This window comes from Erwinia sp. 2186, assembly GCF_057812255.1.
The window spans coordinates 69669-89439 of sequence record NZ_JBSZSZ010000001.1 but is presented as its reverse complement, the minus strand read 5'-3'; the positions used below and the strand labels follow the sequence as shown (position 1 = coordinate 89439).

The following is a 19771-nucleotide window of genomic DNA, read 5'->3' as shown; positions in this document are numbered from 1 at the left end:
TTGGTTGTCTTTGTCGTTGCCGGGATTTTATGGAAAGTAGCATTTGCGGCGTGAGTGATTACGCCGCAGGGAAGGAATCAATTGGGGTAAGTGGAGGCGGGGAAATATTTGTAGATTGTTGGTAATGATACATCGTAAAGCAGGGCCAACTGCTTACGGTCGATGCCCTTCTTAATCAGGCGCTCAGCTTGCTCAACAACTGTAGGCGTCATCTTGGCCCTTCTTCCGCCAATTCTGCCTTTCGCACGCGCCGCCGCCAGGCCAGCCAAAGTTCGCTCTAAATTAAGTTCTTTTTCCATTTCAGCGAAAGCGCACATGATATGAAAGGCAAAGCGTCCCATCGGTGTATTCGTATCAATGTTGTCCGTGATACTGATGAGATGAACGCCACGGGCGCGCATTTCTGTTACCAGAGAAACCAGATTCATGACGCTGCGGCCAAGCCTGTCTAATTTCCAAATAACCAAGGAGTCACCCGACTTAAGGGCTTTCATTGCCTTTGTCAGGCCCGGTCGTTTTCCCTTCATTCCGCTCATTTTATCTTCAAAAATCTGAGCGCATTCTAAACGATTCAAGGCTTCTCGCTGCAAATCGGTATTTTGGTCGATTGTTGAAACCCTGATGTAACCAATTTTCACCCAATCCCCCTCTCTCTAAGTACCATTCAAAAATGAGATCATGAAGGATCATTCCTAAAAGCGCACTTAATAAAACTTCAGTCTCATTAAATTAAACCTTGGTTTTTCTGAAGAGGTTTCAGCGCTAATTGAAACGCTCCATGGTTCGCAAACTTTTACCACAAGTCGTTATTTCACAGTCCCTGAAGGGGTCTATACGGTTTACCTATCAGGTTGTGGCGGCGGCGGCGGTGGTGGCGGTGGCGGATGCCGCACGACAACGAGTGATTTTGGCGGCGGCGGAGGCGGAGGTGGTGCAGGGAATTTTGCTCTAAAAATTCCGATATCAGTTACTCCGGGAGATGTAATCCAAGTGACGATCGGCGCAGCGGGATCTCCTGGTACGGCATCAACGGGAAATAGCGGCACAGTCGGCGGCGCTGGCGGAACAACCCGATTTGGCGATCTTCTGGCATTAGCTGCGGGAAGCGGTGGTTACGGCGGCGGCGGAACTGGTGGAAATGCTGGCGCTGCAGGAGGGCCGGGGTATCCAGCTGGATCTATGGGGCACGACGGCATCACCACGGGCACAGGCAACGGCGGAGCAGGTGCTTCCGGGCCATTTGGAGGCGGTGGCGGCGGTGTGCGTTCCTCATCTGGCGGTAGCGCAGCTGGCTGGCCTGGGCAAACTGGATGGGGTTACGGGGCAGGTGGCGGCGGTGGTTCAACGGGCATTAAGGGTGTGGGTGCAGCTGGTATGCCAGGGTTTATGATGGTGGAGTGGTAGAATGAGCGAAAGTGAAATCAAATATGCATTAATCAAAAATGGCGACAATGTTGTATCAAACATAATCGTAGCAAATTCAGATTACTCGCTTGACGGATATTATATTATTGCCATTCAATCTGGTGTGTTTTGTCAGCCTAATATGTATTACAACAAAACAGATGGTGTTTTTTATTATGACTCAAAACTAAGTTTTATATATCCCCCGTCTCCAGAAAGCGAAACCAGCTAATAAAAAGCCCGCCTAACGCGGGCTTCTTTTTAACGTTGGTTTGGGCGAAGCCTTTTATGGCCGTCTAATAAACGTCCAGAAGTTTACCGCTTCCGGTATCTACACGCCGACAGCTGGCACTAAGGCCATTATCGTTGAAGTACAGGGCGCCGGTGGCGGTGGCGGTAATGCTTCAGCGGCTAACACCTCTTCTGTCGGCATAGGAGCTGGTGGTGGCGGCGGCGGGTACGCCAAATCCTATCTGATAATTATTCCAACCACTGCAACGGTAATTATCGGTGCCGGTGGAATCGGAGCTTCAGCTGGTGGTAAGTCGAGCTTCAACGGTACGATTATCGCTAATGGTGGTAATGCTGGCGGAAGCACTCTTTCAGGAGGCTGGGCCAATGGTACGGTGGGGCAAAACGTAAGCGCCTCTGGCGGGACTGCTTCTGGAGGGAATCTGATTAATGCCCCTGGTGGCGATGGAACCAATGCACTCTATACAACTATCGGCAACTGCGTTAGCGGCGGCGGCGGGACTTCGTTTTACGCTGGGAGCAAGCGCGGTGTAGGCGGCGGTTCACAGGCAGGACAAAACGGAACTCATGGCTCAGGCGGATCAGGCGCAAACGCGACGAATACAACCACAGTATATTCAGGTGGTACTGGTGGCGACGGATTTGTGCACATATATGAATTGGCATAAGGACACTAATAATGACAGATATTATCGGTCGATACGCTCAAATTAAGACTGGTGACATTGAAGTGGTCAATGTAATAAAAATGCCAGCTTCTTTTTCAATTGAAGGCTTCGACTTTATCTTAATACAAGATGGGGTTTCATGCAGTGAGGCTGACTTTTATAATTCAGGTGACGGCTTGTTTTATACTGACAGGGAATACAAGACAATCAGCGGCACAAACGTTGAGAGTGAGACAACATAACGTTAAAGCCTGCTGTTCAGCAGGCTAACAAATTAACTTGACTCACTCCCAATGAAATCAGGAGCTTGCGGCCATGAGATATCTAACGGGAAATCTTCCTGCAAGGTTATGTCTCTAAGCGACTGTCGATATGCTTTCAAAATGGAAAGATTACCCTCATTAATTGGGTAATCTGCCATTAAATAATAATCCGTTGAAGCAAGTAATGAATCTCTCTGGTTTCTTATGAGAGTAGACAATTCTGCCTCAGTTACAGCTTGTCCGCTTACACTCTCCAAGTTACCCGAACTGTCGAGCTCATAGGCGTACCCAGTAGACATTTCGTATAACATGGTCCGCCATTTTTCCTCGCTGATCTCAATGGCATCAGAGGGAATATCATCACCATGAATGCCCGAATCATAAAATCCGCTCTCGCTGGGGCTGTAATATTTAGTCATTTCTCATCCTTAATACCCTATTGCAAGCCACTGAGATCCCGTCACGCCCTGAGTGAACGTAGTTCCGCTCAGAGTCACTGCACGGATAATCACATTAGATTTAGTCGCAGTAGATGGACCAAAAACCGTGAAGTTGGATGAACTCCAGGATGCGGTGCTGACGTCTCCGGCCCAGCAGCGAAGGAAACTATTTGGGAATGCGATGGGGAACGTGGCTACACCCTGCCCAGCGGTCATATTGATGTTGCCCCACTGGATAATCAGGCCACCGCTTACGTCTGGAATACGAATGTAGTCATTTGACGTGAAAGCACGCTTGCTGAAAACGCTCATTATCGCGGCAATGGTCGGTAACAGTGTCGTGCTCCCGGAGGTTATATCTGATGCAGCTCCGACACCCATTTTTGCGGCTTCGCCCAAACCAACGTTAAAAATAATCCCGCGCTAGGCGGGATTGTGTTTAAGTGGATTGTTCAGGATCATCTGGCCATGTGATATTAGGCGCTTGTGAAGTATCTATTGCCTGCAAAAGTTTGATGTATTTAAGCCAGGTGATTAATGTAGCCTTGTCATCGTCACTAATAATGCCCAAGGATAACTCTGACTGCCAATTAACAATAATGTCCTGTGCAGTGCTTAGCAGGTTAGCGCGTTTTACATTAGCCTCTGTAACTTCTTCGGCTTGCGTTAGTGCTGGGCGTTCAATCCAGCAGGGTTTTCCATTTTCATCAGAACTGCGGATTTTACCCACTGAAGAAGGTTCCGAATATTCCATGAATAAAGCGTCTGTAACAGAGATTGCATCAGCGGGCCATGAGCCAGCAGAAACATAGTCTGAGAATAACGCAGCGGGATAAAAAGAATTAGTGATCGAGCTATAATAATAGTTACTCATATTTAGTACCCCAAAGCCCAGTAACAATCTCCCTCAGAGATCAAACCCGCACAAATATTTACCCCAGACGTTGTTTTATTTGTGAATCCCCACGTTGATTTCGCTGAGTTAGTGGCATCCCAACCACCATCGCCTATGAAAATTCGCACACAAGCGTTAGGAAAAGCTATTGGGAAAGTGGTTGCCCTTGAAGCTCCCGTAAGTCCACTCCCTCCCCATTGCAAAATCAACCCTGAAGGTAATTTCTGCCAGCCTGATGCACCAAGTGATGCAGTAAAGTCGACCATATTCGTATCACGATACCACGTTGACCATGTGGCTTTTGCTGCGTCGTAGACGCGTCGATATGATGCTCCCGTATCGTAACGAATATACTCCTGAGCAGTTCCATCCAGCCCATTTGCCGCATTCCGGTAAACATTTATCGTCCCGCAAATACCAGCGACCGGATAGTTGCGTGCAAGTGTGGATTGAGCATTATAAGTCTGATAGTAGGAGCCCGGAGTCTTCAGCGTATTCAGGTCAGTGGTTATATCTAGCGCAGTTGTTGCCGATGGGAAGAACCCAGCGGCGGCGATGTTCTCGCTTTTGCCTAAACCAAGGTTTTCAAGAAAGGTAGGTACGTCGGCAATGTCACCACCGTTTTCAGCAATCGCCATCTTCCCGTTGAGTGCCGTTGCCATGGTTTGAGCAAACGTAGGGTCGTTGCCCAGCGCTTCTGCCAGTAAGCGGATAGTGTCCAGATCGGCGGGAGCCGAATCCACCAGAGCTGTGATTTGCTTCTGGGTTTCTGTCTTTGCGGCAGCTACGGCTTGCTTAAGCCCGAAAAGATTGGCGGCAGTCTGCTCATCCTCACTGTCAACATCACTTCCCAACGAGACGCCGAGCGTAACAGCAACACGATTAGACGTATCGATCATCTCAGCGGTCAGCTGAGTGGCATCGGCGGGAACGGTGACGGTGCAAAGCTCTATCTGATTTTCGGCCAGAACGGTACCGCTGGCCACCAGCTTAATTTGCACAGCCTGCACGGCTGAACTGGAGTTGACCTGGTAAGTCTCTTGCCCGATTGAATAAGAGGCTTCCAGGACAACCACAACGGTAGTGCCCGCAGTCATGGCTAAAGTCACATCAGCCTGTTGGCGCGCCGTCAGCTGATAATATGTGCCGATATTGAAAGAAACTGTACCGCCTTCGGTACCGGACGTAATTAGAAGATTCAAGCCCTCCCCTGCTTCCGGGGTAAAGCCCTGGTAAATCCCTGCCGTTAGGATGCCGCGCAGTTTACGGTTCATTGCCGCAGAGCTATATGGCTCACGGTACTGAACATCTGTAATCAGCGGAAGCGTGGTCGGATCAGGGAAGCTTTTAGCGGTTACGATTGCTGCTTCACTCATTAGGCCACCGTTGTATTGATGTTAGCGACTGCCACGAAGGTTTTGCCCTGATACAGCGTATCTTGCTGCACGCACAGTACGGCACAGCCCACACCCTCGCTATCGAGCACCACCAGCGTATTAAAGGGATAGGCTTTATCAGCAGTAAGTGCCGAAGAATCCAGCTCAGCACGTAGCGTAATCACGCCATCCGCGTAGGACAGTGTCAGATCAGATGTCGCAAACTGGGAGGTAAGGTCTGCAAGGACGAAATCCGTAGGGATATCGGCGATGTCATAGGTGCCCGAACTGTTTTGTACTACCAGATCCGAAGAGCCGAATACTGCTTTTGCCAGCAGAAAACGCTCCCCGGTACCGATAGACGACTCAGCACGCCGCTGGTAGTAGTAGTCCAGCATTTGCACCTTCGACAGACTGGATGAAACAGTGGTTGTCATGGTGTCGTTGTATCCTCGTAGTCGACGGATGTGTCATGCGGGGTGTTATCAAAGCGCGTCAGGAAATCGCTTCCGGTATCGCTTGCCGGGGTTGCAGAACCGGTAAAGCCATACTGGACAAGCTCAGCACTTGTTGAATCCGCAGGTTCATTCGCGATCGTACCGAAACTTACATCTGCCTCAGCACCTGAGAATGACGATTTATCGCTGGCATCGTTTGCTGTGAAGTAATAATCAACAACGTCGTTGAAATCGGGATAGGTGAACTGATCAAGTACTGCGCCATCGTTAATGATGTCGTCATGCCGCATCAGGCCGCGAACGTAGGATGGAGCCGGGGTTGCGGTAACAGGAGCCTGTACGTAGGTGAGGGAAACAATCGTGCCAATGTCCGCTTTCTCTTTGCCCTGATAGGTCGCCAGGCTATCCACTGAAATCAGCGTTCCAAAGTCTGAACGCTCATCAATAGAGAAAACCGCCAGCAGCTGCATGCCGTCGAATACGATATGCAGCGGTAAAAGCGGTAAAACTACCTGCTTAAACTTCGTCAGAGCTTCCTCAGTCATTTGTGACGAGGTTTTGATGCTATCCCCCGTCTCCGCAGCAATAAGCGCTGTGAGCTCCACCAGAGGGATGCTGATAACGCCGCGTGATGTCAGGAACAGATCACCGAAGTTATCGCCGACCGAATCAACGTTGTTTTCTGCGATCAACACCGTGCCATATGGGTAAGTGGTGGTGTCGATCGGAGCATATAGCGGCTGCCAGGTTATCGGGATGCCATTAAATTCGCGGTAAAACGTTTGGGTAATGGGCCGTGAAGTCCCTTTAAAGTGGATTTCATCGAGACGCTGCTGCAGCAACATAGGCTTGCTGGAGGCATCGCTGGAACGGATTGTGAAGAACTGGCCCATTTCCTCTATGCGGGTATCAAGATCCACGTCATACATGGTGAAAAATGATTTTCGGTTTGTTATGCGCGTCAGTAGTGGTTCGACAACGCTCTCCACCAGCGATTGTACGATGTCCGCCAGGCCTTTTTGCATCGCCGAATCCTGCTTTGAGGACGTCAGTCTCCCTTTGAACCAGCCAGATTGAAGGGTCATCGCTTACTCCGCATAGGTGATATCAAACGTGGAACCATCAACATTGAGATACACAAAGTCGTAGTAACCATTAGAGGTTTGCATGTTGCTGATAACGATATTGAAATCTTCAAAAACGGCCAGCGCCTCAATGTAGGCCCAGAGGTCTTTAACTTTGATCAGCGCAAAGTCGCCAGTACCGTCAGGATCGAAGTAGGTCGAGTCCTTGCCAAAGCGTGTTTCGAGGCTTTCTTTGAGGCTGGAAAGTACCGACGATGCGGTAAGGCTTGCGGAAATTTCACCGGTCAGCGCGAGTGTAAATGGCAACTCTTCAGCGGCTTTGTAGGTGTAACGTTTGTTAAGCGGATTCGGTACGTCAGCGAGTGCAGCAATCACAAGCGCTTGGAGCTCAGCTTGCGTCTTATTTGGGTACCAGCCAGAAATGAAGATCCGGTTGATATTGTCCAGATTTTTGACGCCGTCGATCGTCTCTTGCTCGCCCTCGCCCCACGCCGTCAGCCAGGTTGTCGCCGGGACGTTTTGCTTCAGGTAAAAGGTGTAATCCCCCGCCCAGACAACCTGGTTGTCATAGGAGAGGAAATACTGCGCACGATTGCGGGTAGTTTCAGTCGGTTCGCTGTCAGCACCGCCAGTGATGGAGGTATAAGACTTAACGCTCAGAGAATCTGCAAGCGCGGCAGAATCGTCGGAAGGCGTCAGCACCTGGTCGGCCAAAAGCGTCACGTCACCGCTGCTACACCAAACCTTCAAAGTGATAGTTGAGCCAGCTGGCACAAGCATACCGATTGTGCCGTCACCAAACCGCACCCCCAGCTGTTCAGTTGGCTTATAGAACTCTACATACACTTCGCTGGTTGAGGTGGCCAACCGGAACATATTGCTTTTTTTCCAGGTGGTTGTGGTGCCATCAGTAGTGACCATAACGTCGATTTTGTAGCAAACCTCGGTCAGATCCCGTGACAGTAAGACTTCGAAAAACTCAGTTGCTGTGCTTACCGTGGCGGTTACTTCCACAATCTCCATTTGAGTGATGGCGGCGATAGCAGTGCTGTTAGCTGGCACAGTTACGACGTCATCAGTCAAATAAGGATACTGGTCATCGGAAATCAACGAGGTGTATTGCGGTACAGCCACGGCCTTACTAGTTGTATTCGTGATAATGGCGGTGCCAGTTGATGGGGTGACGCGCGAGCCCACGTATCCGCGATCTTCCGCACCGGCGAGGATGCTCGCCCGCTTTGTCGCCGTTGAAATAAAGCCTTCGCTTAATGCCGCGTCAGCAAATTGCTGGCAGCGATAGACTATCTGGGCAATGAAAGTCGTCAGCATCGTGACGAACTGTGATCCTGCAAACTGCGACCAGTAACTATTAGCTGCCAGTAGGTTGTTGAACTTGTCCTTAATCTCGGACAGGCTGAGGATTGCCATTACTTCGTTACCTCTTCGTTAATGGTGCCTTCCGGCAATCTAAATGTGAGCTGAGCAAAGTCGAATTCGCGCTCTGAATAGCCGATCCCGGTTATTTTCAACTCCGGCAGATCTTCGTAAAGCTTCGTTAACAGGCGGCTTTCGATCGCCACCTGCACATGCGCCAGATTGGTTGGCTCATGCTTAAACTGAGCCAAAATATTTCCCCATGACGGCAGGCCGTAAATGCTCCCTACCGGCGTATCCAGCCATTCGCGCAGCATTGCGGCCTTGGATTCCAGCTCGCCGCTGTATTCCTTAAGGCCGTTTGTGCCTAGCGCCATCAGGTAATCAATTTCCTTCATGGTTCCTCTCAGTCGTTCGCTACGCTAGCCATCAGCGGATCGTTAATGCTTAACGGGGTTGAGCTGCGCGGTGCTGGCTGCGGCGTATTGGCTTTAGGTGACGCATCTCCTGATTTCTCTGCCGCATCCTTGGTGTGGCCCTCGATGCGATCCAGGGTTTTAGCAATCTTCTCAAATGTTGCTTTTACCTCTTTCGGGAAAGACTGCTCATTTGAGACGCGCACAGACGGCTGCACGTTATTTGCGGCCATGTCAGTGACGGTTGGTATGCTGGAGGGGATCGCCATGTTAGGGCGCGCGCTGGCGGCCTTGACGGCACTGTTAGGTGAGATTTGGTGACGTAAACCTTCCGCGTTTTGCAGTTTTGCGCCGAACTTATTGTCGCTCGCCCATTTACCCAGCATTGTGTCCTGCAGCGGCAGCTGCGCCGCGCGAAACTGGACGCCTTCAGACGGAGCCAGTGGACGGCTAACCGCCGTGGCTGAGGTTTTCTTCAGCGACTGCGCATGCTGTACCGGTTCAGGTCCACCAGCTGGTCCTGCTTGATGGCGTAACCCTTCAGCGTTCGCCAGTTTTTGGCCTACCGACGTATTTTGCCCCATGCCAAGGGGCAGCTGTGCGGCACGGAAATTGACGCCATTTTCAGTTGTGGTTGCCCCGGCTGGTGCAGGCGTTACGGGCTTTAAAGGCGTGACGTCAGCAGCTTTTAACGCGTCGACAGATTTTCCGTTTGCCGTGGCAATACCTGAGAATTGCGCATCTTTGGTCAGCAAGTCCTGCCCCTGCCCATCACGCGTTTTGTTGATTGCGGCCAGCGTAGAATCGTTGTATTGCCCTACCCACTTGCCTTTGCCGCTATCACCCTGCTGATACTGGCCCAGAGCAGTACTGATGAATTTGTCTGTCACCTGCGGATTACCACCTTCAATAGTGGAAATCGCCCGGATCATCTTGGTCATCACCTGCGGGTTTTTCATATCGATCGTGTCGTTTACACCCACGCCCAGCTGTTTAGCCAGGCTGGCTTTATAGGCCTTGGTGTTGTTCTCCTTCTCTGGTGCGTACATGGAGACAATCTGATCGACATTCTGGAGCTTCTTATAGCCCGCCGCTTTAGATGTCCCGTTTGAATAGCTCATAAGCTGATTGGCCAGCGCGCGCATGCCCTCTTCCGGTGTATCAAACCGCGCGAAACGGCGTTCGCCGTTGGCGTTAGCGTTCTCAAGGCGCGCGCCTTCCTGGCCCACATAGTTGAGGTTGCCAAAATTGTTGTTACGGAAATTACGGTTTTTGGCGTTGGCACCTCCGATATTCAGATCTGCACTCACATCGTCCGTCTTTGGCTGAGTGAAGCCCGCTACAAACCGTTTTGTTGCCCCGCTGGCATCTTCAATTGCCCCCTTGGCCACTTTCGCGCCGTTGCCAATTAACCCTGTGATCGCCTCTACTGTGCTTTTAGCTCCGTCCTGAATAGCGGAGACAAGCGTCTGCGTGCGCGTATCATCGGCCTTGTCTTCCTTCGCCTTATCGGGTTTGGTAATGCCCAGGAATTCGGAGGCGCCTTTAATGGCCTGCTTGCCAGCTGTAACCTTGCTGTCTAAGCCTTTGGCAATATCATCGGTTGAGAACGTGAGCTTATCGGCAACCTTATTCATGCCCAGCGCTTTGGCACCTTTGGCGAGCAGCCCAGCCCCGCCTGATACAAGCCCGCCCATGTCCAGAATGTTAGCCGTCGCGTACTCGGCTTTCTGGCGCCTGGTAGCCTCCTGCTCATCCTTCAGGTTGAACGTGGATTGTTGCCCCTCCTTGTCCCGCCACCCCATCACCCCATCGATACCCGCACCGATAACCTGCCCGACGATCGGAACGGCGCGAAGAGTCGTACCCAATGCTGCTTTGGTCGCAATCTTAACGCCCGATTTTCCCGCTGTTTTGGTGGCAACCTTCACGCCGGCCGATTCCGCGCCTGCAGCGGCGGCCTTGCCTGCTGCATTTTCACCGACCTTACTTGCCGCAACTTTTCCGGCAACCGCTGCAGCACCCGTACCCGCGACTGTGGCAGCGGTTCCTGCTTCTTTGGCCGCTGCTTTGGTAGCGACTTTCTCCGCAGCCTTGGCTTTATGAGTATCTGTATCGCTCATTACGTCTGCTACCGCATCAGCTGCCGCCAGCGATCCGCCCGTAGCAACCGCAGTATTCCCCATGCGCCTTAAAAGCTTGCCTTTACCTGCTTTGCGGATGGCTTTGCGGCGATCTCTGCGGCTTGGCTTGCGCTTCTTACCCGATCCACCAGCATCACCCGGCAATCCAGTATCACATCCACAATCATCACCCAGTGGGGGCATGCCCCTTTTGCGCTTACGCCCGCGCCCACCGGTCCCGCCGCGAATGCGATCGGCCAGAGACTTAGCGCCCAGCCCGCCCAGAATGCTTGCCAGGATCTTCTTACCCAGCTTGCCCATTGCCGCCGCGCCGAGCAGTCCAAGGATCCCGCCCGATTTCTTCCCGTTTTTCTCTTTCAGGAGCTCATCAAGCTTTTCTACGATCTGGGCGTCACCCTCTTTGATGGCTTCAGTCTGTTGCTCGGTGGCTTTGGCCTGCTCCTTTTGCGAAGCGGCGGCGATGACGCTGGCTGAATTGCGCTTTCCTGCTGCACCACCTGATTTGCCGCGGGTAAACATCCGGCGCATCAGACCTGGTTTTTTCGGGGCTTCTTCGTCTTTGTCGCCGCCCATGAACTCACCCATTTTCTTCACGCCGGAGACGCCGCCGCCAATGGTGTTCTTGGTCATCGTGTAGGCTTCATGTCCTGCCTTCCAGAATGAGCCACCAGCGGCAACACCCGCAGCATTGGTACTGTCTGCATCCAGCGGGTCGTCTGAATCACTGAGCATCTTTCCAATGCGGGTCAGCAACCCATCTCGTTTACGCTGTTCAGCTTCGTCCTCATGACTGCCTCGATCAGCGTTATCTTTCTTGTTTTGTTCGGCCTTATCTCGCGATGTGAATTTGCCATTTTCATCCCGCTGACTTTTATTGGCTGGACGTTTTGCAGAACGTAACTGCCTCAGCGCATCTTCACGTGCTTGTGTTTTGTTGGTTGAATTACCGATATTAGGTTGTGATTTGTCGGATAAATGACCGTTATTTTTCTGGCTTTTTGTTTTTTTCGGATCAATTACAACATTTACGGTTATATCACCGTTATTTTCCCGTTTTATGTCTGATATTTTACCGTTATTACGTTTTACGGATAAATTACCGTTATTTGACTGTTTTTTGTCGGTAGTTTTGCTGTCATCTGACTGGTTTTTAACCGCTTTTATTCGGGCGCTTTCCTGCTGTTTTTTGCGCTCCTGAGCCATCTGAACGGATCGCGGAACGGTTTCGCCAGAAGTGGCCTTAAGGGGGTGTGCAGATTTTGGCCCCGAAACAGGGCCACTCAATTTTCGTTCAATGCGTGCAAGCGCGGCCAGCTCTGCATCACTGGCTTTTTCAACAGTGTCGATCACATCGGTAAAGCCGGCAGACAAAGTCTTGTCTTGTTCGGTCATAATTATTTGCCTCTTTTGCGCGGGGTGTTCTTTTCTTTGATGGCTGTTGAAAGAGCCAGCGCCTCATCAACGCTGAGCTGTTTCACGTCACTAACGGGCTGGTTTCCATACAAGGCCAGGTTGAAAACTAATGTCCGCAAGTGGTCCAGTGCCAATGTCTGGAAGGAACTGTGAATTCCGAAAGGGCACCAGCAGGCGAGTAGTCGGGCGCTCTGCTGGCTCCTTTTGCGCCTCAGACTGGCACTCATGCGGCGGAAGGATCAGGCAAGACTCGCCTTTATCAAGGATCACATTCAGGCCGTGCCGGAGATCCTTTTGCATAATGCGAACTGCCGCGGCCAGCTGGACAAACTCCGTCCCAAGCTCCATCTTTCCAATGAGCTCGTAGCGGTTTTGTGCAGAGACGTCATAGTCCGGCTCAAGGTCATAGAAAAGCTGCGCCTGATAGGTCAGTTCCCACTTGCGAAGGTCAATCACAGCCGCGTTGTAGTCATCAGCCTTGCCGCGCGGGGGCAGCATTTGGCGCATACGCTCCAGGCGTTCCATTGCGTGGCCATCAAGTGGCTTTAATACCCACTCATATTCCTTGCCGTTAACGGGCACCGTTACCGCCAGGTTTGATTGCTCCCCCAGCACCTCCAGATCGTCAATAAGGCTGTGCATATCGCAGTTAATCCAGTGCTCTTCACCGCAGTGCGCACAGGTATAGGAGAAGTCGATTACGGCATCCGATCGGGAGTTGATGAAAATCCACCACAGGGCGGTGCGACGATCGCTGGCAGTCCAGTTGCGTGAATCGCTGCGGTTATCTTCCGGCTGCAGCATGTTGAGGAATTCAGTGGTGTCGCGCTCTTCAGTTGCTTCCACCGACTTGCAAAAGTAAATGGCGTCATCAACTGTTGGCGTGCGGAATACAGCCAGCTGCTGCGGGCGCGATGGCAATGGGAAAAATGGAATAGGCATGATTAAAGTACCGAAAGGGCTGTTGCAGCGGTGTCGCCGAAGGTTTTCCACTGCACGAAGGTGAGCGGGAACGTTTCAAACTCAGTTACCTGGTCTTTGGAGCGAGTGATCTCTCCAAGTTGAGTAGGGATAACCGTGAGCTCGGTTTCAAGTACGGGAACGCCGGTTGATACCAGGCGATAAATGCGGATATTCATCAGGTAAGCGCCGGGCAGGTTAACTGTGCCGTCATCGTTAATGACGTTGGCTACACAGCTTTCAAACCAGTCGTGCACGATCCCAATATTTGTATCGCGCACCATCATCGTGACGGCCTGAGCAGTACGCGCTACAGGGATGTTGTACTCGTTGGCACCGATACGTTTAGCCTCGGTTTCAATGGTGTACTTGCCGTAGGTAATGTCCTTAACGAAGAACTCAATGCCGGACATACCGTCGACCTCAACGGCAAACATCCACCCCTGAGCAAAGAGTATTTTGTTAAGGGCAAGCGCTGTCAGCTTGCCAATTTGCTGGTCGCCCAGGCCCGTGGCCATCATGAATGAGGGAAGGGCACTGGCTACCGTTTTGGATGCATTGAGCAGCAGATCGGAGATGGCCATAATCAGCATTTCCCAATGGCGGAGTAGATCGTAACGGCGCGAGGAATAGCACCACGGCTGGACATTTCCGTTTCCAGCTCGGTCTTGCGCTGATTTAGGGTGTTCTCATCCGCCAGATTGGAAATATCGACCTTTGAGAAGATGGACGCCCGACGCACGCGATCCGTGTTGGGGATGGCAATCAGTGCTTCAAGGTAGTTCTGGATGATGCCCACCAGCTGGGGTGGCACGGTTCCCTTATCCAGATCGAGGGCGCTAAGCTGCACCAGATACTCAACGGTCAGCGGCCAGCGCATACCCCATGTATTCTCAATCTCGATCTTGTTATTGATAATGTCGGCATACATCCAGTCGCCGGTAGCATCGACCACGGCCACCAGCTCCAGATAGTCCTCCGGCAGCGCGATAGACAGGCCGTCCGCTTTCTCGATGCGGAAGTGCGAAACCGTGCCCGCGCGATCCTGATAGGCCCGCAGCGCCTGAATCAGCAGGTTTTGTAGCTTCTCCGGCTCATTATGCATGAGGGTGATAAAGCGGGTTTTGACGCTTTCAAGCAGTTCATTCGGGGACATGTGCGCTCCTGATAAATAAGCGCAATGATATGGATAGTTATCTTTCCCTCAGCGGCGGACAAGCATAAAAAAGCCCCCATAAAGGGGGCTTGCGCGGAGTAGGTTAGTTACTCGATGAAGTTGTACACGATACGCAGGCTAGGGCGCACAAGTGCGGTAACGTCTTCGGTTGAGAGGTCCGTACCATCGACATAGATTTTGCAGTCGTAAAGGGTAACGGATAACGCATCCGGAGAGATTCCGCCCAGGGATTCAGGTGCTGCCTCAACGGTCACATCGAAATATGACTTGTTGTTTACTGCATCACGAATGAACGACAGCATGTCGCCCTTGATGGTTTCCACACACTGGCATGGCATTTCGCCACTGTTGCGGATCGGGCCGTGCTGGCTGTATTTCATGCCGTTAGGGCCGTAATCCTCCACATCCTCACGGGTGCGCTCAGGAAACTGCGCAGTACGGATGAGCGCAGACAGGCTTTCATAGCCCACAATGGAAAGTTTGAACTCCGAGCCGTTAAGCTTTTCACCCATTGATTTGTTCGCGGTGTACTGCGTTTTCAGGTATGCAGCGTTGCCTACCGCGTTACTATGTCCAGACATAGGATTCCCCTAATCAGATAAATAGCCCGGTAATCTCCGAACGGTTTTGAACCGCCATGCCGGAGAGTTGCAGGGTAACTGTGTTACTGGCGAAATAGCCGTCACTGGTGCGGAGTACGTCAAGGCTGTACGACACGTCCTGAATAACCACGTCAGCCAGCAGGAAGCGGCGCCCGATGTTCACTGTGCAAACGTAGGGGCGGCGTCCGCCTGGTTCTGTGTCTTTCAGTTCGGGCGACACCATGGCGCACAAAGCACTGATAGCACCGTCTACTTCAGTTTTGGCGTCATAAATGGCGATTAAGTCCAGCGGTAAGCTGATTGAGGGCGGTTGCGATCCCTGCCACACCATCAGTGAGTTCCACCGGGTCACGGACGTGGCAGCAGAAGCCGACTGCGCAATGTTGGCAAGAGATTCAACACCGGCAATGGAACCCGCATTATCACCCTCGAAAGGGCTCGTCCACATCGATGCAATCTGAAGGCTGGCACCCGGTGCGATATAGCCCACAACGGTGTAGTCCTCAGACGTGATGTAGGCCTTCAGATAAGGACTGACGCCATCAGGACTGACTGCCCCAAAATATTCCATTTAGTCACCTTAAACAGCCACCAGCCGGAGCCGGTGGCTGGTCCCATTACTTGCCCAGGCGCTTGGCGCGGATTTTCATGGATTTACCGCGATGCAGCTTCGCCTGTGCCGTGTGTGACTTGCGCTGTGCCAGCTTCAGAGCCATGCGCTGTGCTGCTGTACGGCGGCGCTTTTTGAACGGCTTGCGGATAGACATCCACTTACCTCCACGCACGACTTTCACCAGCGCTTCGGTCATGGCGTCATCACCGGACAGGGCGAACGCTGATACCAGAGAGGCGCGGTCGTCTGCGTCAATCTGTTTCAGCGCAGCCGCCAGCTCATTGGACGCATCATCATCCTCGTCATCGAACATGACGGACACGGTGTCTTCATCAGCGCCTGCAGCGACCATGAAGTTAGCCATGTTGCTCAACACGTCGTAGTACGCATCCAGCTCAGCCTCGGTAGGCTCATCGACATCATCATCAATGCCTGCCAGCGACTGGGCGAACCCGTCCAGTGCGTCGTAGCTGGTATCGTCACTGTCGGCCCAGTCAAGCACAGCCTGAGCCGCGTCAGACAGGCCGTCGCTCTTCACGCTGGCTGCAACGGCTTCAAGGATCATCTGATGAGCCTGTTCAAGAGACAGCTCCTGTTTAGGCTTCTTAACCTGTAACTCTGGCTCAGCTGATGCTTTCGCACTTTCCAGCATTGCCGCATCTGGCTTAGCACCCATGCCGTATGCTGCGAGAGCATCGATATTCAGCGCGCCTGCCTGGAAAAACTTACTCATGGTCTACCCCTTACTTAATGACTGACGGAACACCCAGCAGGCGACGAGCCGAGCCGGTCGGGCACGCTGCCCATTCAACTTTCCAGTAATCGATCTCCACCTGAGTGACTTTCAGCTGGTAAGCAGCTGTGCCGTCAGAATCGACTTCACGTGGCGTAACCAGCGCGCCGGACGCAACGAAGCGATCCAGAACCTTAGTCATTTCACGGGTAAGTGATTTTTCGGTGATGTTGTCCGGCTGATGCTTGAGGGTCCGGCCCAGCTGGAAGAAGTAACGGCTGATGGTGTTGAACAGAGACGCCACGTGCTGGAAGCGCAGATAGTTCTCAGCGCTGTAGGTGGTCAGTGCGTCATCGATAATCATCTTACCGGTGGTGCTTACTGCCACTTTGTTCACGCGCGCGGTGTACATCGCGTCATAATCCGGCGTGCCGGAACCATCAATAGGCTTGATGTTGGCGCGATTGATCAGGCCGCGATCTTCACCTGCCGGGGAGTAGTGCCAGCCGCCGACGTCAGTGTTTTTCGCAATGCCTTTCGCTTTCGCGGCGTAAGCCGTACCGGACAGGCCCACAGCCACGCGACCAGTGGTCCACTTGTCTTTGTGGGTGAATGGGAAGTGATACAGACACACAGAGGTGTAATCAGTGCTCACAAGCCCGGAGTCAGTGGCGCCGGTCAGCGCTTCGGCGTAGGTCAGCGTTGGCTTAAGGTCAAAGAAGCCATCAATACGACGATCGGAACAGATATCAGCAAGCAGCGTCATTGACGCCGAGCTGTAACAGCCCAGACCGAGAACGGCGGTGTAGTTCACGTTGGCGTTAGACAGCGCGGTGATAGCCTTGCTGTACTGCGCATCAGTGATATTGCTCTGGTCGCCGTTGGTGCCGCCCACGAAACTTAGCGCGCTGGTAGCTTCGAACGTCAAAGCACTGGCGGCAGTTGCATCACAGACCGCAGCCAGATAGCCGGAGCGTGATTCAAGCGCGGTTTCGATGTAGTTGGCGCGCCCCATTGCGTCGACACCTTCAGTGTCGAGAGAAATGGAGATGGTTTCCAGCGTGCTGGTGGTGCCCAGGCTATCTGTCTGGGTCAGCTTCAGGTTGAAGCGGCCAGTTGCAGACGCATCAGCCGCGAAGGTGATTGCGCGCTTGGTAGACGGATCACCGTCATTCACGTATACCGCCAGGAACTGGCCTTCAGTCAGTTCAACACCGGCACCATACGTCAATGCAGTGGTGGAGTGGGAGATGGTGATTTTTCCGGCTGAATCCTTCTCGTAGGAGAAGATGATCACCGGGTATTTCGCATCATCCGCTACCACGCGAACAACGTAACCGTTGGTCTGCTGCACGGCCTCGTAAACGTGACGAATGGACTCAAACTGTGAACCTACGGACGGATGGATAGCATCCCCCAGCACATCCAGATAGTTTGCTTTAGAGATTGGCAGCGCCGTAAACGGCTTGCCACGGGCAAAAGTGCCCACACCAGCCCAGATCGACTGCGCAAGGTTATCACCGGTGGAAAGCGTGCTATCGGCGTTGATAGCCGATACCGCCACCGCTGAAACGTTGGTCAGCGAAAAGGGAATACTGTATTGAGACATCAGTATGTTCCTCAATGAAGCGCCCCGGAGGGCGCTTAGTTACCGGTTAAAGACAGGGGGGGTTACGAAGTTGAACCGCTCTCGATCACCAGACCGGTGCGGAAGTTAATGCCGCCAGCTTTCAGATTGGTGAGGGTCAACAGCGTGAAGTAGTCGCGGCCATTACGTGGGTGGATGCGGTTGATTGCAGATCCCCACAGAGTGGTGCGGTTAGTCAGTGCCGGAGTGGTTGGGTGAACGAACGGAACAGCCGGTACAGCATCACCGGTGATGAAGCCCGCTTTGCCCGGATTTTCGTCGCGGGTGTAGCAGAGCACGTCATAGGTGTTGAAGGTCACGCCTTTAGCGGTGAAGCCGTTACACACGCCAGTTGGCACTTCAAATACCTTGATGCCGTTGAAGAGGGTGCCCACAAAGTGCACGTATGCCACCTGCGCGTAGTTCTCAGCAGGGGTAAACATGTTGGTCGGCAGCGTCTTGAAGAACAGGGCAGCGTCGGAGCCGGCGAACATACCGCTTGAGCCGTTGCTCTGGGTGGTTTCGGCGATATCACGGAACACCTGTTGAATCTTCGACTTGAAGATCAGGCTCCAGATATCCCAGTTCGTATCCTGCGGAATGGCGACATCGAAAGAGTCAGTTTTCACGCAACGGCGGATCATGATGCGCAGGCGCAGCATGTCTTGTTCGTGAGACAGGTAGTCTTTCAGCGTGCGGTACTGCAGCGAGTTGAGATCGATACCGAATTCACGCTGCGCATCGTATGCAGCCTGCACGCTATGCTCTGCTGCCAGGGCATACTGTGAAGGGTACACAGTCCAGCGTTTCATCTCTTGGTTGATGGTAGGGATCAGGTTTGGTGCTGCTTCGATGTTGATCTCTACTTCAGCCTCAAGCGCTTCACCAGACGCAGGCGCAACGCCGAAGGTCATGGTGATCTGGCCTTTGGTGTAATCCACAGACGCGGTCAGTGAAACAGTCTCACCGGATGCGTTGGTGTAGGAGTGCAGCAGGGTGCCTTCGCCGTTATCTTCCGGGGTCATTTCGGTGCCAACGTACAGCACGGTGCGACCTTTACGGATCGGCACGTCTACGCCTTCGAAGTCGGACATTTTGAAGGTGAAAATCTTGGTAACGCCATCGCCTTTCGCCTTCAGCACGTAGTTACGGCGCATCTGCGAGTACTGGCCTACAGACTGCATATCCAGCTTGTCACCCGCCGCGTAGTCACCGAAGGTGGTGCCTGCTACGTTGATGATTTCGTAGATTTTGGAATGGTCACGCGGTACCGGGATGAAGGTACATGCATCACCAGTCTGTGCGCCCAGGGCAACAGGCAGGATCATTGCGAGGAAGATAGACTGACGCATGATGCCGTCCTGACCAGACATCACTTCACCGTTAACGCTTTCCAGCATGCTGGCGGTGGTCGTCTTCTGGCCGGAGCTTTTCGCGGACTCTACCATCAGGCAGTTTTCCAGCGTTTGGTGAGCCATCGCCAGGACTTCCGGGCGTGGTGCTTTTTTGTGGGTGTTGGCGTAGTCAGCGATTGCTGCACCCCATGCAGAGACGATCTGGCCGACAGCGTCAGCGTTCACGTTCTCAAACAGTGGGTCTTTCATCGCAGCTTCAAGCATTGCTTCACGGCGAAGCGCTGGATTATGGATGTAACCCTTTTCGTTAAACTGCGCGTCATTACAGATACGCGTGATGCTCTGAGAACGCTGCGAGATCTCTTTAACCCGCTGCGTGTATTCCTTGGTATCGCTCATAGAAAAAAAGCCTCTTAGGTTTGCTAATCGGCTCTGATTCTAAGGAAAGTTACATCTGGTGAAGGCTGATAATTTAGTATCTTTGATAAAAAGAAAAAGGCGCTCAAAGAGCGCCTT

General features: G+C 52.6%; 22 protein-coding genes. 4 read left to right on the top strand and 18 right to left on the bottom strand.

What is annotated here, in order from left to right; genetic code table 11:
- Nucleotides 1–77 precede the first annotated feature (77 nt).
- The gene (locus ACXKZG_RS23465) at nt 78–638 is read right to left on the bottom strand and encodes a recombinase family protein (protein ID WP_488876353.1); all 561 of its coding nucleotides are present in this window, start codon (nt 636–638) and stop codon (nt 78–80) included.
- Nucleotides 639–723: 85 nt separating this feature from the next.
- On the opposite strand from ACXKZG_RS23465, the gene ACXKZG_RS23460 reads away from it, so the two are divergent.
- The 4 genes from ACXKZG_RS23460 to ACXKZG_RS23445 are packed head-to-tail and all read left to right on the top strand — an operon-like array spanning nt 724 to nt 2566.
- Nucleotides 724–1404, top strand: a complete 681-nt coding sequence (locus tag ACXKZG_RS23460) for a glycine-rich domain-containing protein (RefSeq protein WP_488876436.1) — start codon at nt 724–726, stop codon at nt 1402–1404.
- A 1-nt stretch (nt 1405) separates the two neighbouring features.
- The gene (locus ACXKZG_RS23455; RefSeq protein ID WP_488876352.1) at nt 1406–1636 is read left to right on the top strand and encodes a hypothetical protein; all 231 of its coding nucleotides are present in this window, start codon (nt 1406–1408) and stop codon (nt 1634–1636) included.
- A gap of 40 nt (nt 1637–1676) precedes the next feature.
- Nucleotides 1677–2324 (top strand): glycine-rich domain-containing protein, encoded by a 648-nt coding sequence (locus ACXKZG_RS23450; protein WP_488876351.1) that lies wholly within the window; start codon nt 1677–1679, stop codon nt 2322–2324.
- 11 nt (nt 2325–2335) lie between these two features.
- Nucleotides 2336–2566 (top strand): hypothetical protein, encoded by a 231-nt coding sequence (locus ACXKZG_RS23445; protein ID WP_488876350.1) that lies wholly within the window; start codon nt 2336–2338, stop codon nt 2564–2566.
- Nucleotides 2567–2598: 32 nt separating this feature from the next.
- Here the strand turns inward: ACXKZG_RS23445 and ACXKZG_RS23440 are convergent, their stop codons facing one another.
- The 17 genes from ACXKZG_RS23440 to ACXKZG_RS23360 all read right to left on the bottom strand — a co-directional run bounded on the left by ACXKZG_RS23440 (nt 2599) and on the right by ACXKZG_RS23360 (nt 19654).
- The gene (locus tag ACXKZG_RS23440) at nt 2599–3006 is read right to left on the bottom strand and encodes a tail fiber assembly protein (RefSeq protein ID WP_488876349.1); all 408 of its coding nucleotides are present in this window, start codon (nt 3004–3006) and stop codon (nt 2599–2601) included.
- A gap of 9 nt (nt 3007–3015) precedes the next feature.
- Nucleotides 3016–3339, bottom strand: coding sequence for a gp53-like domain-containing protein (locus ACXKZG_RS23435; RefSeq protein ID WP_488876348.1), 324 nt, complete (start codon nt 3337–3339; stop codon nt 3016–3018).
- A 127-nt stretch (nt 3340–3466) separates the two neighbouring features.
- Nucleotides 3467–3901: a tail fiber assembly protein gene (locus ACXKZG_RS23430; RefSeq protein WP_488876347.1), complete on the bottom strand. Its 435-nt coding sequence runs from the start codon at nt 3899–3901 to the stop codon at nt 3467–3469.
- A 2-nt stretch (nt 3902–3903) separates the two neighbouring features.
- Nucleotides 3904–5298: a pyocin knob domain-containing protein gene (locus ACXKZG_RS23425; RefSeq protein ID WP_488876346.1), complete on the bottom strand. Its 1395-nt coding sequence runs from the start codon at nt 5296–5298 to the stop codon at nt 3904–3906.
- On the bottom strand, nt 5298–5735 hold the full coding sequence (locus ACXKZG_RS23420; protein ID WP_488876345.1) for a phage tail protein: 438 nt from the start codon (nt 5733–5735) through the stop codon (nt 5298–5300). The genes ACXKZG_RS23425 and ACXKZG_RS23420 overlap by 1 nt, the downstream gene beginning before the upstream one ends.
- The gene (locus tag ACXKZG_RS23415) at nt 5732–6841 is read right to left on the bottom strand and encodes a phage tail protein (protein ID WP_488876344.1); all 1110 of its coding nucleotides are present in this window, start codon (nt 6839–6841) and stop codon (nt 5732–5734) included. Before ACXKZG_RS23415 ends, ACXKZG_RS23420 begins: the two co-directional genes overlap by 4 nt.
- Nucleotides 6842–6844: 3 nt before the next feature.
- Nucleotides 6845–8269 (bottom strand): baseplate J/gp47 family protein, encoded by a 1425-nt coding sequence (locus ACXKZG_RS23410; protein ID WP_488876343.1) that lies wholly within the window; start codon nt 8267–8269, stop codon nt 6845–6847.
- Nucleotides 8269–8613 (bottom strand): hypothetical protein, encoded by a 345-nt coding sequence (locus tag ACXKZG_RS23405; RefSeq protein WP_488876342.1) that lies wholly within the window; start codon nt 8611–8613, stop codon nt 8269–8271. Before ACXKZG_RS23405 ends, ACXKZG_RS23410 begins: the two co-directional genes overlap by 1 nt.
- Nucleotides 8614–8621: 8 nt before the next feature.
- Nucleotides 8622–12167, bottom strand: a complete 3546-nt coding sequence (locus ACXKZG_RS23400) for a hypothetical protein (protein ID WP_488876341.1) — start codon at nt 12165–12167, stop codon at nt 8622–8624.
- A 90-nt stretch (nt 12168–12257) separates the two neighbouring features.
- The gene (locus ACXKZG_RS23395) at nt 12258–13130 is read right to left on the bottom strand and encodes a morphogenetic protein (protein WP_488876340.1); all 873 of its coding nucleotides are present in this window, start codon (nt 13128–13130) and stop codon (nt 12258–12260) included.
- 2 nt (nt 13131–13132) lie between these two features.
- Nucleotides 13133–13732: a phage tail protein gene (locus ACXKZG_RS23390; RefSeq protein WP_488876339.1), complete on the bottom strand. Its 600-nt coding sequence runs from the start codon at nt 13730–13732 to the stop codon at nt 13133–13135.
- Between the two features lie 2 nt (nt 13733–13734).
- Nucleotides 13735–14304, bottom strand: coding sequence for a hypothetical protein (locus ACXKZG_RS23385; RefSeq protein ID WP_488876338.1), 570 nt, complete (start codon nt 14302–14304; stop codon nt 13735–13737).
- 107 nt (nt 14305–14411) lie between these two features.
- Nucleotides 14412–14906, bottom strand: a complete 495-nt coding sequence (locus tag ACXKZG_RS23380; protein WP_488876337.1) for a baseplate protein — start codon at nt 14904–14906, stop codon at nt 14412–14414.
- A 13-nt stretch (nt 14907–14919) separates the two neighbouring features.
- The gene (locus ACXKZG_RS23375; protein WP_488876336.1) at nt 14920–15498 is read right to left on the bottom strand and encodes a hypothetical protein; all 579 of its coding nucleotides are present in this window, start codon (nt 15496–15498) and stop codon (nt 14920–14922) included.
- A gap of 46 nt (nt 15499–15544) precedes the next feature.
- Nucleotides 15545–16273: a hypothetical protein gene (locus ACXKZG_RS23370; protein ID WP_488876335.1), complete on the bottom strand. Its 729-nt coding sequence runs from the start codon at nt 16271–16273 to the stop codon at nt 15545–15547.
- 10 nt (nt 16274–16283) lie between these two features.
- Nucleotides 16284–17882: a hypothetical protein gene (locus ACXKZG_RS23365; RefSeq protein WP_488876334.1), complete on the bottom strand. Its 1599-nt coding sequence runs from the start codon at nt 17880–17882 to the stop codon at nt 16284–16286.
- Between the two features lie 62 nt (nt 17883–17944).
- The gene (locus ACXKZG_RS23360; RefSeq protein ID WP_488876333.1) at nt 17945–19654 is read right to left on the bottom strand and encodes a DUF8615 domain-containing protein; all 1710 of its coding nucleotides are present in this window, start codon (nt 19652–19654) and stop codon (nt 17945–17947) included.
- Nucleotides 19655–19771: the final 117 nt, after the last annotated feature.